The 14202-nt window shown below is 66.9% G+C and carries 18 protein-coding genes and 1 tRNA gene; 11 read left to right on the forward strand and 8 right to left on the reverse strand.

From position 1 onward, the window contains the following. The first annotated feature begins 54 nt into the window (after positions 1-54). Together KUV38_RS06445 and KUV38_RS06450 are read left to right on the forward strand one after the other, a co-directional pair. On the forward strand, positions 55-525 hold the full coding sequence (locus KUV38_RS06445) for a cytochrome c (RefSeq protein WP_222469257.1): 471 nt from the start codon (positions 55-57) through the stop codon (positions 523-525). Then, complete coding sequence (locus tag KUV38_RS06450) at positions 526-1413, forward strand: c-type cytochrome (protein ID WP_222469258.1); 888 nt, start codon at positions 526-528, stop codon at positions 1411-1413. A gap of 125 nt (positions 1414-1538) precedes the next feature. On the opposite strand, the gene KUV38_RS06455 is transcribed toward KUV38_RS06450, so the two are convergent. Genes KUV38_RS06455 through lipA form a run of 4 tightly spaced genes read right to left on the reverse strand, consistent with a single transcriptional unit; the run spans position 1539 to position 4653 of the window. Beyond that, positions 1539-2642, reverse strand: coding sequence for a cystathionine gamma-lyase (locus KUV38_RS06455; protein WP_222469259.1), 1104 nt, complete (start codon positions 2640-2642; stop codon positions 1539-1541). Between the two features lie 6 nt (positions 2643-2648). Continuing rightward, positions 2649-3164: a hypothetical protein gene (locus KUV38_RS06460; RefSeq protein ID WP_222469260.1), complete on the reverse strand. Its 516-nt coding sequence runs from the start codon at positions 3162-3164 to the stop codon at positions 2649-2651. Beyond that, a complete protein-coding gene (locus KUV38_RS06465) occupies positions 3161-3703 on the reverse strand; it encodes a hypothetical protein (protein ID WP_222469261.1) in 543 nt (180 codons plus the stop codon). Before KUV38_RS06465 ends, KUV38_RS06460 begins: the two co-directional genes overlap by 4 nt. Next, a complete protein-coding gene (gene lipA / locus KUV38_RS06470) occupies positions 3700-4653 on the reverse strand; it encodes a lipoyl synthase (RefSeq protein WP_222469262.1) in 954 nt (317 codons plus the stop codon). The genes KUV38_RS06465 and lipA overlap by 4 nt, the downstream gene beginning before the upstream one ends. 245 nt (positions 4654-4898) lie before the next feature. Here lipA and KUV38_RS06475 point away from each other — a divergent pair, with 245 nt between their 5' ends. Next, positions 4899-5447 carry a peroxiredoxin gene (locus KUV38_RS06475; RefSeq protein WP_222469263.1) on the forward strand — a complete coding sequence of 183 codons (549 nt, stop codon included), beginning with the start codon at positions 4899-4901 and terminating at the stop codon, positions 5445-5447. A 94-nt stretch (positions 5448-5541) separates the two neighbouring features. Here KUV38_RS06475 and KUV38_RS06480 read toward each other — a convergent pair whose 3' ends face one another. Together KUV38_RS06480 and KUV38_RS06485 are read right to left on the reverse strand one after the other, a co-directional pair. Further along, positions 5542-5895: a hypothetical protein gene (locus KUV38_RS06480; protein WP_222469264.1), complete on the reverse strand. Its 354-nt coding sequence runs from the start codon at positions 5893-5895 to the stop codon at positions 5542-5544. Positions 5896-6048: 153 nt separating this feature from the next. After that, entirely contained in the window at positions 6049-6783 is a 735-nt protein-coding gene (locus KUV38_RS06485) for a GNAT family N-acetyltransferase (protein WP_222469265.1), read from the reverse strand. Between the two features lie 102 nt (positions 6784-6885). Here KUV38_RS06485 and msrB point away from each other — a divergent pair, with 102 nt between their 5' ends. Then, positions 6886-7278, forward strand: a complete 393-nt coding sequence (gene msrB / locus KUV38_RS06490) for a peptide-methionine (R)-S-oxide reductase MsrB (protein WP_222470988.1) — start codon at positions 6886-6888, stop codon at positions 7276-7278. 30 nt (positions 7279-7308) lie between these two features. Here msrB and KUV38_RS06495 read toward each other — a convergent pair whose 3' ends face one another. Further along, on the reverse strand, positions 7309-8568 hold the full coding sequence (locus tag KUV38_RS06495; RefSeq protein WP_222469266.1) for a tetratricopeptide repeat protein: 1260 nt from the start codon (positions 8566-8568) through the stop codon (positions 7309-7311). Positions 8569-8636: 68 nt separating this feature from the next. Then, entirely contained in the window at positions 8637-9059 is a 423-nt protein-coding gene (locus KUV38_RS06500; RefSeq protein WP_261385167.1) for an outer membrane protein assembly factor BamE, read from the reverse strand. A gap of 123 nt (positions 9060-9182) precedes the next feature. Between KUV38_RS06500 and KUV38_RS06505 the strand changes: the two genes are divergently transcribed. The 7 genes from KUV38_RS06505 to KUV38_RS06535 all read left to right on the forward strand — a co-directional run bounded on the left by KUV38_RS06505 (position 9183) and on the right by KUV38_RS06535 (position 14171). Further along, positions 9183-9722: a YceD family protein gene (locus KUV38_RS06505; protein ID WP_222469268.1), complete on the forward strand. Its 540-nt coding sequence runs from the start codon at positions 9183-9185 to the stop codon at positions 9720-9722. A gap of 249 nt (positions 9723-9971) precedes the next feature. Then, positions 9972-10178 (forward strand): 50S ribosomal protein L32, encoded by a 207-nt coding sequence (rpmF, locus tag KUV38_RS06510; RefSeq protein WP_222469269.1) that lies wholly within the window; start codon positions 9972-9974, stop codon positions 10176-10178. A gap of 24 nt (positions 10179-10202) precedes the next feature. Beyond that, the gene (gene plsX / locus KUV38_RS06515; protein ID WP_222469270.1) at positions 10203-11297 is read left to right on the forward strand and encodes a phosphate acyltransferase PlsX; all 1095 of its coding nucleotides are present in this window, start codon (positions 10203-10205) and stop codon (positions 11295-11297) included. Between the two features lie 51 nt (positions 11298-11348). After that, complete coding sequence (locus tag KUV38_RS06520; RefSeq protein WP_222469271.1) at positions 11349-12323, forward strand: beta-ketoacyl-ACP synthase III; 975 nt, start codon at positions 11349-11351, stop codon at positions 12321-12323. Positions 12324-12517: 194 nt separating this feature from the next. Further along, complete coding sequence (gene ihfA, locus KUV38_RS06525) at positions 12518-12820, forward strand: integration host factor subunit alpha (protein ID WP_222469272.1); 303 nt, start codon at positions 12518-12520, stop codon at positions 12818-12820. A gap of 52 nt (positions 12821-12872) precedes the next feature. Further along, on the forward strand, positions 12873-14018 hold the full coding sequence (locus KUV38_RS06530; RefSeq protein WP_222469273.1) for a MerR family transcriptional regulator: 1146 nt from the start codon (positions 12873-12875) through the stop codon (positions 14016-14018). Between the two features lie 76 nt (positions 14019-14094). Then, a tRNA-Pro gene (locus KUV38_RS06535) sits at positions 14095-14171 on the forward strand. The last annotated feature ends 31 nt before the right edge of the window (positions 14172-14202 follow it).

Below are 14202 nucleotides of genomic sequence, written 5' to 3' on the forward strand. Positions count from 1 at the left end.
GAGTGCCGGGGCATGAGCTTTTCCGGCGCGTAGAACCAGCAGTTGGAGGATTTCATGAAGACCACAGCGAAGCGCATCAGCCTTATTCTGGCTGCATCCCTTGCCGCGAGCGCGGCGTTCGGCGCAGGCCATGCGATGGAGCAGCAGAAGGCCCGCGAAGACCTGATGAAGGTGATGGGCCAGAACCTCGGGGTCTTGGGCAAGATGGCCAAGGGCGAGATGGATTTTGATGGCACCGCTGCCGCCACCGCCGCCGAGGCGCTGCACGAGGCCGCGGTGAAGGTGACCGCCGACGAGATGTGGGAAGAGGGGATCGACAGCATGTCGGTCGATGACAGCCGCGCCCTGCCCGAGATCTGGGCGGACTACGATGACTTCAAGGCCAAGGGCGTTGAGCTGATCGCCGCGATCGAAACTGCGCAGGCGGCCACCGGTGAGGGGCTTCAGGCGGTGCAGGCCTCGATGGGCGCGCTCGGCGGTGCCTGCGGCGGCTGCCACAAGGTCTACCGCGCGCCGGAAGAGTAAATGCATCCGATCTTCAGATGGCTGATTGCGGCGGCGCTGGTGGGCGCCGCCGTGTTTTGGGTCGTGACCATCCCCGGTGACGTGGATGAAGAGGCGCTGGCCGGGCTCGAGGGCGACCCGGCGCGCGGTGAGGGCCTGTTCTGGGCTGCCGGATGCTCCAATTGCCACGCGGCACCGGGCGCTGAGGGCGAGGCGCGGCTGGTGCTGGCGGGCGGGCAGAAGTTCCCCTCTCCCTTCGGCACGTTCCTTGCGCCCAACATCTCGCCCGGAGATGAAGGCATCGGCGGCTGGAGTCTGCACGACCTCGCCCGCGCGATGACCAAGGGCGTGGGCCGGGGCGGCGAGCATCTTTACCCCGCCTTCCCCTACAATTCCTATGACGGCATGGCGCTGCAGGACGTGGCCGACATTCACGCCTATATCGGCACCCTGCCCGCCGACAGCACGCCGAGCCAGGCCCATGAGGTGGGCTTTCCGTTCAACATCCGCCGCAGCCTCGGCGGCTGGAAGCTGCTCTTCATGCGCGGCGGCTGGCAGGTGGAGGGTGACCTGACCGAAGAACAGACGCGCGGGCGCTATCTTGTGGAGACGCTGGCCCATTGCGGCGAGTGCCACAGCCCGCGAAACGCCCTTGGCGGCTGGACGGGCGAATGGCTCGCCGGCGCGCCCTCGCCCGACGGCAAGGGGCGCATCCCCAACATCACACCGGGCAAGCTGGACTGGTCGGAGGGTGATATTGCCGAATACCTGAAAAGTGGCTTCACGCCCGAGTTCGACACCGCGGGTGGCGAGATGGCCACGGTGGTCGAAAGCACCGCCAAGCTGACGGACGAGGACCGCGCGGCAATTGCGGCTTATCTCAAGGTTGTCCCGCCGATAGAGAACTGACCACGGTCATTTTGCCCCGACCCTCATCTTCATCTTGGTTCAAATATCTCCGGGGGGTGTGGGGGGCTGGCCCCCCACTAAAAGGCGCGGTGTGGGGGGGTGCCCCCCCACTCCAACCAGCCGCCTCAAACGCTATCCAAAGCCTCTTTTAGCGCGGCCCAAAGCGGCTCCACCGGCTCCGTGCCGACCGAGAGCCGGACAAAGCCCGGCGCCACCGCATCGCCCCAGCGCGCGCGGCGCTCGGCGGAGGAATGGACTCCACCGAAGGAGGTGGCGGGGCGGAGGAAGGGGCAGCTGTCGATGAATCGCTCGGCGTAGGCCTCATCTGCGAGTGTCAGCCCGATCAGGAACCCGTTTGTCGCCATCTGCGCGGAGGCGAGGTTGTGCGAGGGGTCATCGGGCAGGCCGGGGTAGCGGCAGGTCGAGATAGCCGGGTGGGCGGCGAGGCGCGGGGCGAGGGCCTCGGCGTTGGCGCACATGGCGGCGAAGCGCAGGTGCAGGGTTTCCAGCGACCGGTGAAGCAACCAGGCCTCGAATGGGCCAGGGATGCCGCCGGCCACGGTGCGCCACGCGCGCCCGCGCTCCATCAGCGTCGCATCGCGCGACGCGACATGGCCCATGAGATTGTCGGAATGGCCGCCCGGGGCCTTGGTGTCGGAGGCGACCACGACATCGGCGCCAAGGTCCAGCGGGCGCTGGCCGAGCGGGGTCATGGTGGTGTTGTCTACCACGGTCACCCCCCCTGCCCCGCGCACGGCCGCGCAGGTGGCGACGAGGTCAATGAGGTCGAGTCCGGGGTTGGAAGGGGTTTCGATGAAGACCACCGCGAACCCCTCGAACCCAGCCTCGGCAAAGCCCTTGGTGGGGCGCTCGACCACCTCCACCCCAAGGCCTTTCAGGAATTCGTCGCCCAGCTTCCGCACGTTGTAGTAGCCGTCGGACGGCACCAGCAGCTTGTCCCCTGCCTTCAGCGTGGCGAAAAGCGCGGCGGAGATCGCGCCCATGCCGGAGGGGAAAAGCAACGCGGGGGCCTCCTCCAGATGGCTCAGAAGGTGCTCGGTCGCCTCCCACGTGGGCTGCTCGGCGCGGCCGTAGCCGGGCACCCCGCCCGGCGTGCCCGGCAGGTGATACATCGAGGCGAGCGTGATCGGCGGCGCGATGGGGTCGCCCTTGGCGAGGGTCTGGCCCCGCAGGTGCAGCAGTTCGGCGGCTTTGGTCTCGGTGGTCATTGGGGCCTATGGCATGAAGTTGCAGGAGAGGAGCCGCTTCATCGCCTTGTCGCTTTCACTCACGGCGAAGCGGGCCAGCAGCTCGACATGGGGGGTGGCATCGGGCTGGGCCACAAAGACGGTGGGGCCTTTGAAGATCTCGCTTACGAAGTGCTCCATGTCATCGAGGCTCGCGAAGAAATGCACGAAGCTCCCGTGATCGTCCCAACTGCGGAGCTTGCCCGTGATCGGCGTGCTCTTTTCGCCCAGCGAGGCGAAGGAGAGAAAGGTTTTGCCATCGGGCACGCCGATGGTGGCCCGGGTGCCCTTGGCGAGCCGCATCATCAGGGTGAAGCGGGATTTGCGCCGTGCGGCATCGAACATAGAAAGCTCGATGGTGGCGCCATTGTCGGCCGTTGCGGTGAGCGCGCATTCGCCCGCCCCGGTCCCGGCGGCGGGGCGCTCAATGAGCGTCCAGCCCTCGGCCTGCGCGGCGGGAGCCGTAAGGATGACGGCCAGCAGGGCAACGAGACTTTTCTTCATTGCGAGCCTTCCGGGCCGGGATCACAGGCGAGCAGCAGGGCGAGCGCCTCTTCGGCCCCGTCCTCGGTCACGAAACCAGCCAGAACACCCGCCTCGGGATGAAAGATCGTCAGCCGCCCGGCGCGGGTGGCGAGCATGAAGCGGGCGGCGTCCTGCACCGAAGCGAAGGCGTGCGAGAAGCGCCAGAAGGCGGCATCGGGCTCGAGCGTGCCTTCGAGCTGGACGGCGGCGGCGCCTGCCGGGCGGAAGGCCATGGCGGTGGCGCCATCGGGCAGCGGGAGCAGCTCGCGCAGGCCGGCAGAAAGCCAGAGATCGAGGCGGAAGGGCGGCGTGTCTGGGCTGGCCTCGGCCACCGCAGGAGCGGTGATGGCCAGCGCCGCGCCGTCATCGGAGGTGAGCGCCGCGGTGCAGGTGGCATGGCTAGGGTCATTGCTGACCGTCCAGCCCGCGCCGGTGCCTTGGGCCGTGGCCGGAAGCGCCAGCGCGAGGCAAAGTGCCATGCCGGGCAGCCCCGGCGCGGCGCGGCGGGGCAGCGTCACGCCATCCCCAGCTTCTTCAGCCGGTTCTCGCGCAGGCGGGCAAAGTCATCCCCCGCGTGGTAGCTGGAGCGGGTGAGCGGCGTGGCCGAAACCATCGAGAAGCCCTTGCCCCATGCGGCCTTTTCATAGGCGGCAAACTCCTCGGGGGTCACGAAACGGTCCACCCGGTGGTGCTTGGGCGTGGGCTGGAGGTATTGGCCGATGGTCAGAAAGTCGATGTCGGCAGCGCGCATGTCATCCATCACCTGCATGACCGCCTGCTTGTCTTCACCGAGGCCAACCATGATGCCGGATTTGGTGAACATCGTCGGGTCCAGCTCCTTCACCCGTTGCAGCAGACGCAAGCTGTGGAAGTAGCGCGCGCCGGGGCGCACCTCGGGGTAGAGGCCGGGGACGGTCTCGAGGTTGTGGTTGAAAACATCGGGCTTGGCCGCGACGACCACATCCAGCGCATCGGGCGTGGAGCGGATGAAATCGGGCGTCAGGATCTCGATGGTGGTGCCGGGCGCCTGCTTGCGGATGGCGCGGATGGTCATGGCAAAATGCTCGGCGCCGCCATCTTCCACGTCATCCCGGTCTACGCTCGTGATGACCACGTGGTTCAGCCCCAGCTTCTTTACCGCATCGGCCACCCGGCCCGGTTCGAACACGTCGAGCGCCTCGGGCGGCTTGCCTGTGGCAATGTTGCAGAAGGTGCAGGCGCGGGTGCAGACCTCGCCCATGATCATCATGGTCGCGTGGCCCTGGCTCCAGCACTCGCCCACGTTGGGGCATCCGGCCTCTTCGCACACGGTGGTGAGCCGGTTCTCCCGCATGATCTTGGCGGTCTCGTGGTAGCCCTTGGACGTGGGCGCCTTGACCCGGATCCACTCAGGCTTGCGGGGCTGCGGATTGTCCGGCTTGCGGGCCTTCTCGGGGTGGCGCAGGCGGGGCGGGGATTGGTCGTTCATCTGGCTTGGCCTTTCGGGGCGCGTTTGCCCCATAGATAGCGCCAGAGTTGCGCCGGGGAAAGGGCTTGGGGGGTGAGCCATGCACAGGGCGCAGGGCTGGGTGCGGGGCGGTTGCGGGGCAGTTGGAATCGTTCTAGGCAGACCGCAGGAGGAGCGCTGCCCCGACGGGGTGGCAGATCGGATGAAACAGGTCCGGTCGGTGCCCTCCTATGGGTCTGGCTGGATGAACTTTGCGAGGCAAGCCCATGAAAACCGGAATGAAACTTCCTGACGTCACCTTCCACACCCGGGTCCGCGACGAGGCCGTGGGCGGCCCCAACCCGTTCCGCTGGGAAGACAAGACCACCGCCGATTACTTTGGCGGCAAGCGCGTTGTGCTGTTCTCCCTGCCCGGCGCCTTCACCCCCACCTGCTCCACCTACCAGCTGCCCGGTTTCGAGAACGGCTTTGCCGATTTTGCCGCCGAGGGCGTGGATGCGATCTACTGCATGAGCGTGAACGACAGCTTCGTGATGAACCAGTGGGCCAAGGCGCAGGGGCTGGAGAACGTGGCCGTGATCCCCGATGGGTCGGGCGAGTTCACCCGCCGCATGGGCATGCTGGTGCGCAAGGACAACCTCGGTTTCGGCCTGCGCTCGTGGCGCTATGCCGCCGTGGTGAAGGACGGCGTGGTGGAAGCGTGGTTCGAGGAGCCGGGCCTCTGCGACAACCACGGTGAAGACCCCTATGGCGTGTCCTCCCCCGAGACCGTGCTGGCCTGGCTGAAAGAGGCGAACGCGGCTGTGGCGGCCTGATCGGATCGCTTTGATCGGTGGGCAGGTTGCCCACACTACGGGCGCGGGGGAGACCTCGCGCCTTTGCTTTTTAGGGGGTCGGGCGGTCCGCGGTTTACGCCGTCAGAGCGCGCCAGGCGGGTTCGTCGACGCTGCGGAGACGGTCGAGGGCGGCGACGGCTTCGGCCCGGTACTCTTCCCGGCTCTTCGCCTTCACCGTCTCGACACCTGCCACCAGCTTGTCGATCTCGGGCAGCGGGGTGCCCGTCGCGGCGGAGAGCGCCTGAAGCGCCTCCAGCACCTTGCCGAGTTGCTTGCCGTAGCTGGCGACCTCGGTCTGTACGCGCTGTTCGATCTCGGGGATGCCCTCGATCTCGGGCGAGAGAAACCGGGGGGTGATCTCTTGGGTCACATCGCCGGAAAAGGGGGCGCGGAGGATGGGAGCCCAGATGTCGAATGGGGATGTCATGGCAATTCTCCTTTGAAATGCCATGAGGGTTCAGGGCGGTGCGGCTTGGGTCAAGCGCGGCGGGCGGGTGATGGGGGATTTGCGGTGCAAACAAGGGGGTCCGCCCGTTGTTTTGGCGGCGCTGCGGCCTGATTGCGCAGCTTGAGTGGCCGGTCAGACCGTGGCGCGGAGGGCCTTGGCGCGGGCGGGCGGCACGGCGCGGATCTCGAGCCCGGTGAAGACGTGGAGCGTGCCCAGTTCGGGATCGACAACCGCGTGGTCGGAGACCCAGCCGCCGAGCAACAGGTAACTGCGCAGCAGCGGCGGCATGCCCAGAAAGGCGCGGCGCGGGTCGGGTTTGCGGCGCAGCAGCCGCGAAAACCGGAAGACCTGAGGTGCCTTCACCCGCGGCAGCCAGCGGCGCGGGGCAAGGTGCTTTTCGCGCAGGAGGGCGAAGGCATCCATATAGGCCTCGGCCTCGGTGCCCTTGAAGGAGGAGCAGCCGAAGAGCAGCTCGACGCCGTGGCTGTCGACATGGTCTGTCATCCCGGCCCACGCGGCGCGCAGGATGTGCGGATCGCCCTGCAACTCGGGATGGATGCAGAATCGCCCCATCTCGACCATCGGCCCCTCGAAGCCTTCCAGCGGCGATACGTCGTAATACTGCGCCGAGTAGCTCGCCCCGATCTCGGAGCCGCCCGCGAGCGGCAGAAGGCGGAAGGTGCAGCAGAGGCGGCCCGTTCGGGCCTCTTCGATCATCACATGCAGGCAGCGGGTGTCGAAGGCATCTTCATCGCGTGCGGTCTCATCGCCGCGAAAGCAGAGGCCGCGCAGGGCCAGCACGGCGGCGAAATCGCCCTCGCTCTCCGCAAGACGCACGCGGTAACGGCCTTTTGTCAGTGCCTTCATCTGCCCGGCCCTCCGCGCATCATTGCGATTCCACGCTGTGCCTCTAGATATGGTTTGGCGCGATCCTAGGCGCAACATGTGACGGAACTGTGGAAGGCTCAGATGGCGGAGATCGAGAAGACGGATGCGGAATGGCGGGCGCAGCTGAGCGACCTTGCCTATAAGGTGACGCGCAAGCATGGCACCGAGCGGGCCTTTACACATGACGACTTCCCCAAGGACGCCGGCACCTTTGCCTGCGTCTGCTGCGGCGCGCCGCTGTTCGACCAAGCCGAGAAGTTCGACAGCGGCACAGGCTGGCCGAGTTTCTGGGCGCCCAAGGAAGGCGCCGAAGTGGGCGAGAGCGTGGATCGCAAGTTCTTCATGACCCGGACCGAGGTGCATTGCGCCCGCTGCGAGGCGCATTTGGGCCATGTCTTCCCCGACGGGCCGCAGCCGACGGGCCTGCGCTATTGCATCAACGGCGTGGCGCTGGAGTTCGAGCCGGAGGAGTGAGGCGCTTGGGGTCCGCCATGACTGCGCACCCTAGGCTGGCAGGCCAAGCACCGGGCGGCGGAGCGCGAGCGTGCGGCGGGCCTCGTCGGTATGGCCGAGTTTCATCAGCACATTGGCATAGGTGAGTTCGAGCAGGTCGCGTTGGGCGCGGCTGCCGCCGATGCGTTCTGCGGTGGGCAAAACGGTGGTCAGCTCGTCCAGCGCCGCCTGCCATTCCTGCCGCGCAACATGGCCCCATGTGCGGGCGATGGGGCCGATGAGATCGCCTGCAAAGCCTTTGCTCGCCTCTGTCAGCTTGGCCAGCCGCTCCCCCTGCCCGGCCATCGCGTGGGCCAGCGCTGCGTGCATATCGGCAAAGCTCTGGCCGGGATCGGGGAAGTGCTGGGCGGCGTAATCGCTGATCGCCTGCCAGCGGGTAGGGTCGACCTCAAACCCCGCCATTTCGGCGCGGTAGAGCAGCGCGGCGGTGTCCGTCAGCAGGTTGATCGGCAGGCTCTTGGCGCCGCCGGGGCCGACATGATTGTCGAGCAGCGGCCAGAGCGCCTCGGCATCGCCTGATTCCAGCGTCCAGAGAGCAAGATGCCAGCTGAGGTGGCCGTGCAAAAGGCCCCGGTCATCGTAGTCGGCCAGCCACTCCGCGAGGGTGGCGCGGCCGGCCTCTGTCTCGCCGTCTTCATATTGCGCATGGGCGCGGAAGTGGGCGGCGTGGGCGTTGCGCGGGTTGAGCGCGAGGGCCTCGGCCATCAGCGCGTGGGAGGCAGCGACCTGCCCGGTCTCGCAGAGCGAGAGCGCGTGCATCGACATCATCCACCAATCGCCGGGATACTGCGGCAGCAGCGCCTCGGTGAAGGCCAAGAGCTCTGCCTCGCGCCCGACCTCGCCGGAAAAGCCGATCAGGCCGAAGATGTTGGTGCAAAGCTGGGCGGCGAGCGCATCGCGCGGATGAGCCAGCACATGGGCCTTCACCGCCGCGCGGGCCTCGGCGGCGCGGCCTTGCGCGACGAGCGTGAGGATTTCGGCCTGCGCCTGCTCACGCTCCGTGGCCTCTGCGGCGAGGTCGCGGGCGGTGGCAAGGGCGGCGCGGGCCTCGCCCATCCGCCCCTCCATCATCCGGGCGCGGCCGAGTGCGGCATGGCCGGCGGCAAAGCGTGGGTCAGCCTCGATTGCGGCCTCGAAACAGGCCGAGGCGCCATAGCCTGCGGAGAGAAAGAGGTGAACGCCCGCGTCATATTGCGCCACGGCCTCTGGCACGGCGGTGCTCAGCGGGTTGCCGTAGTGATCGTGCTGCATAGGGCGCTCCGGGCCGGGGACGGATGCCCCCGAGCCTAGACGCTCAGTGCCCGATCAGTCGAGCCCGGTCAGTCGAGGAAGTCTTCGGCGCGGAAGCGGCCGAGGTTGCCCAGAAGCTGACGCAGGAAGCTCACACCCTTGATGTTGCTGTCGGTCACGCGGCGCGACAGGGCGACCACGTTGCCGTCGCGCAGGGTGAAGCGCTCAATGTTGCTCACGCGGCCAGACGGGTCGAAGGAGATCGCCAGAAGCTGACGGTCCACGAACTCCGGCTCGCGCGGGCCCCATGTGCGGGTGCGGGCGGAAATGTAATAGAAGCCGGATTCGCGCTGCACGCCGTAGCCTGCGGGCGAACCCACGGCCTCGACCACGCTTTCGCGGGTGTCCACGCCAACCTGGATTTGCGCAAGGTCCGCATCGGACGGTGTATAGCCGTGGTTGCGCATGCGCGCCGTGCAGGCAGCCAGCGACAGAACCAGCGCCAGCAGCATCAGCCCTTTCGCTGCGCCAGGGCCTGCCCTCCTCAAAGCCGCCATCTTCCCCTCGTGCCTCAGTTTCTTTTGTCTGGTAATCGGCTTACAGAAGGATCGAGGTTACATCAAGAAAGGAAGCGCATGACGGCAGGAGCTGACGCCCGGGTGATCCGGCTCGCGGATCTGACGGTAAAGCGCCCGACAGGGTTTGATCTGGAGCCCGGCGCGGAGGACCTGGGGCGGCTGGCCGATGAGCTGGGCCTGCTGGCGCTGCGCAAGCTGCGCTTTTCGGGCACGCTGAGCCCGGTGGGCAAGCGCGATTGGCGGCTGGAGGCCGACCTTGGCGCGACCGTGGTGCAGCCCTGCGTGGTCACGTTGGATCCGGTGACGACACGGATAGAGGAGAAGGTGCGCCGCCGTTACATGGCGGAGTTCTCCTTTCCGGAAGAGGAAGAAGCGGAGATGCCCGAGGATGATGAGGCCGAGCCGCTGCCCGCCAGCCTCGATCTGGCCGAGGTGATGCAGGAGGCGCTGGCCCTTGCCCTGCCCGCCTTTCCACGCGCCGAGGGCGTTGAGCTGGGCGAGGCGGTGTTTACCGAGCCGGGCGCGGAGCCGATGACCGAGGAGAAGGTGAAGCCCTTTGCCGGGCTGGCCGATCTGAAGAAACGGATGGAAGAGTAGCCGCCCGGCGCCAGAGGCGAGTCTGCTGAGTTTGACGGCTTGAAAAGGCAGCGGGCGTGCGCCCTGCCCCGCCCCGTGTTGCAGGCTCAAACTCCGGGCTTGCGTTTGTGGAAAAGTTTCGTATTTTGCCGCCTCCTCGCGGATCGGCGCTTGATCGGTGCTGCGGGGCGGCGTATGACGCGCCGGACGAGATTCCCGAAGACGCCGGGGCCGCGCGAGGCGTGCCCTGCCCAGACCCGAGGTTGTGACATGGCTGTCCCTCAGAATAAGATCACCAAGTCGCGCCGCAACATGCGCCGTTCGCATGATGCGCTGGTGGCTGACAATCCCGCCGAGTGCTCCAACTGCGGCGAGCTGAAGCGCCCCCACCACGTGTGCGGCGCCTGCGGCCACTACGACGACAAGGAAATCGTCGCTGCTGCCGACGAGATCGACTTCGACGAAGACGCTGCTTGAGTTTGATTGATCGCGCGTGCGGACATGAGTGACGCCGCCGACATCCAAGCTCCAAAGCTCCCGGCCCTTTCGGGCCGGGTTGTCATTTCTGTCGATGCGATGGGCGGCGATGCAGGCCCGGCTGCCGTGGTGGCCGGGATCGCGAAGTCTGCTGCCAAGAATCCCGATATTGCCTTCATCCTGCACGGCCCTGCCGCCGAGCTGCGCCCGCTGGTGGAAAAGCGAAAGCTGGCCAGCCGCGTGGTGATCCGCGATGCGAGCGGCGTGGTGAAGATGGATGACAAGCCGAGCCAGGTCATGCGGCACGGCAAGGACACCTCGATGTGGGCCACGATCCAGGCCGTCGAGAAGGGCGAGGCCTCGGTGGCGGTGAGCTGCGGCAATACCGGGGCGCTGATGGCCGTGAGCATGCTCCGGCTGCGCAAGATCGAGGGCGTGAACCGCCCGGCCATCGCCTGCCTCTGGCCCTCGCGCAACCCGCAGGGCTTCAACATCATGCTCGACGTCGGCGCCGATATTCGCGCCGACCAGCAGGACCTGCTGCAATACGCTCTGATGGGCATGAGTTACGCCCGCAACGGCATGGGGCTGAAGCGCCCGCGCGTGGGCCTGCTGAACGTGGGCACCGAAGAGCACAAGGGCCGCGCCGAACTGAAGGTGGCCCATGACATGATTCAGGATGCCGCCGCGAAAAACGATTTCGACTTTGTCGGTTTCGTCGAGGGCGGCGACATTCCGAGCGACCGGGTCGATGTGATCGTGACCGATGGCTTCACCGGCAATATCGCGCTGAAGACCGGCGAGGGCACTGCCAAGCTGATTGGCCAGTTCCTCCGCGAGGCCTTCAAGCACACGCCGCTGAGCCGCCTTGCCGCCCTGCTCGCGCTCACCTCGCTGAAGCGCCTGAACAAGCGGATCGACCCGCGCCGCGTGAATGGCGGGGTCTTCCTTGGGCTCAACGGCACCGTGGTCAAGAGCCATGGCGGGGCCGATGCCACCGGGGTTTCGGCGGCGATCAAACTGGCCTTCACTCTCGCCCAGTCGCGCTTCAGTGAGCGGCTGGCGGCGCGCCTTGCATCGGTGGGCCACGCGGGGCAGGATGCGCCGGATAACGAATGATTGCGGGCGCACTGCGCCTTGCACAACGAATGAGAAGAGGCATCTGAGAGCATGGTGGTGCGAGCCGTTGTGAGAGGCGTCGGGCATTATCTGCCCGAGCGTGTGGTGCCTAATGCATGGTTCGAGGACCGGCTGGACACCTCCAACGAATGGATCGTGTCGCGCTCCGGCATCGAGCGCCGCCACTTTGCCGCGCCGGGCGAGACCACCAGCCAGATGGCCGCCCATGCCGCCCGCAATGCGCTGGCGCAGGCCGGGTTGGAGCCATCGGATATCGACGCCGTCGTGGTCGCCACCTCCTCCCCCGATTTCACCTTCCCCTCCGCCGCAACGATGGTGCAGGCCGAACTGGGCATGGAGGGCGGATTTGCCTTTGATATTCAGGCGGTGTGCGCCGGGTTCGTCTATGCGCTCTCGAACGCGCAGGGGCTGATCCTCGGCGGACAGGCCAAGCGGGTGCTGGTGATCGGCGCCGAGACCTTCAGCCGCCTGCTCGACATGGAGGACCGCGCCACCTGCGTGCTGTTCGGCGATGGCGCGGGCGCGCTGGTGCTGGAGGCTGCCGAGGGCGAGGGCACGGTAGAGGACCGGGGCATCTTGGCCACCGATCTCAACTCCGATGGCCGCTACCGCGAGCTGCTTTATGTTGATGGCGGGGTCTCGACCACGCGGACCACGGGCTTTTTGCGGATGGAGGGTAAGGAGGTGTTCCGCCATGCCGTCGAGAAGCTGGCCGCCACCGCCCATACCGCGCTGGAAAAGGCCGGGCTGAGCGACGAGAACGTGGACTGGCTGGTGCCGCATCAGGCCAACCTGCGGATCATCACCGCCACTGCCAAGAAGATGGGCCTGCCGATGGAAAAGGTCGTGGTGACCGTTCAGGACCACGGCAACACCTCTGCCGCCTCGATCCCGCTGGCGCTCTCGGTCGGTGTGGCCGAGGGCAAGATCCAGCCCGGGCAGATCGTGGTCTGCGAAGCGATCGGCGGCGGCCTCGCCTGGGGTGCGGTGGTGCTGCGCTGGTAGCAGCGGCGCAGGCCGACTCACCCCGTGGAAGACCCGGCGCAGGGCATGCTCCGGCAGGCACCCGCCCACCAAACCGCCCACGAACCCCGCGCCAACGGCCAAAACCGGTGAATAAACAGCACCTTCCAAGCCGCTGTTATTGACTCGGAAATTCCCCTGCCCCATCCTCACCCGAAACCAATGGGGGACAGCACATGGCCGGCAAGACGTTGACGCGGATGGATCTGAGTGAGGCGGTGTTCCGTGAGGTGGGCCTGAGCCGCAATGAAAGCGCCCAGCTGGTGGAGACGGTGCTGAACCACATGTCCGACGCGCTGGTGAAGGGCGAGAGCGTGAAGATCTCTTCCTTCGGCACCTTCTCGGTGCGCGAGAAGGCCGCCCGCGTGGGCCGCAACCCCAAGACCGGACAAGAAGTGCCGATCAGCCCCCGCCGGGTGCTGACCTTCCGCCCCAGCCATCTGATGAAGGACCGGGTTGCGGACGGCAACCGCAAGTGACCCTGCCGCAGATGCGGGGCGCGTGACGAGGGACGAGAGCAAGGGATAACCGATGGGTAAAGCGCCAGACGCCTTTCGCACCATCTCTGAAGTGGCCGACTGGCTGGGCGTGCAGACCCATGTTCTGCGCTTCTGGGAAAGCAAGTTCACACAGGTGAAACCGCTGAAGCGGGCCGGTGGGCGGCGGTATTACCGCCCCGCCGATATGGAGCTGTTGGGCGGTATCCGAAAGCTGCTGCATGAGGACGGGCTGACCATCAAGGGCGCCCAGAAGTTCATCCGCGAGAACGGGGTGAAGGCGGTGGCCGAGTTGTCGCCGCCGGTCGAGGACGAGGGCGATTTGCCCGCCGGTGTTCCGACCGAGGCGGCGGCTGCGATGATGCCCGAGGCGGAGGCCGAGGTGCATGTGCATGCGGTTGAAACGCAGGATACACCCGAGGCTCCGGTTGATGTGACCGGCGAGGCCCCTGCCCCCGCCGTTGAGCCGGAACCCGAGGGATACTTTGACGCCGTCGATGTGACAGGCGAGGACGCTGCGCCCGCGGTGCAGCCTGAGCCGGAGGGATATTTCGACGCGGTGGATGTCTCTGCCGAAGAGACAGCGCCTGCTGCAGAGCCGGAGATTTCGGAGACGGTGGACGTGACCGGCGAGGCTCCTGCACCAGCGGCAGAACCCGAGCCGGAAGGCTATTTCGATGCGGTCGATGTAACCGGCGAGGAACCTGCGCCTGCGGCTGAGCCGGAAAGCGAAGCGGCGGAAGTTGCGAATCTCTTTGACGACGAGCCAGAAGACCCTGCTGACGACGTGAGCACACCGGCGGCGGAGAGCGACGAGGATGAGGAATTGGCGCTGCCGAGCTTCATCCGCAAGCCGATGGACGGGCAGGAAACCACCGTGCCGCCGCTCACCCCCGGCCCGCTGCCGCTTGGCGAAGAGGACCGCGTGGGCGAAGCTGCGCCGGAGGAAATTGACAGCCGGTTTGCGGGTGTGGGTGCGGGCGAAGTGCCCGACCGTGCGCCCAAACCCGAGGCGGAAGAGCCTGCCAACGCGCCGGTGGATTTTGTCGCCGCCGTCGCGCCGGACCCCGAGATGCCCCTGCCCCAGCAGATCACCGCGAGCGATGAGGCCGCGCTGGATGCCGCCGCCCTGCGACCGCTCTACGACCGTTTGCTGGCGCTGCGGGCGCGGATGGGGTGAGCGGCTGGTGCGGCGCGAAAATCGGCGCTGATCTCCCCTTGCATGGGCGGCAGAATCGTCTAAAAAGCCCGGACGTCGGGCTATGGCGCAGTCTGGTAGCGCGTCCGTCTGGGGGACGGAAGGTCGTAGGTTCAAGTCCTGCTAGCCCGACCAACAGTTTCATGAACGCCCGCACCCGAAAGGG

The organism is Vannielia litorea, assembly GCF_019801175.1.
GTDB classification, from domain to species: domain Bacteria; phylum Pseudomonadota; class Alphaproteobacteria; order Rhodobacterales; family Rhodobacteraceae; genus Vannielia; species Vannielia litorea_B.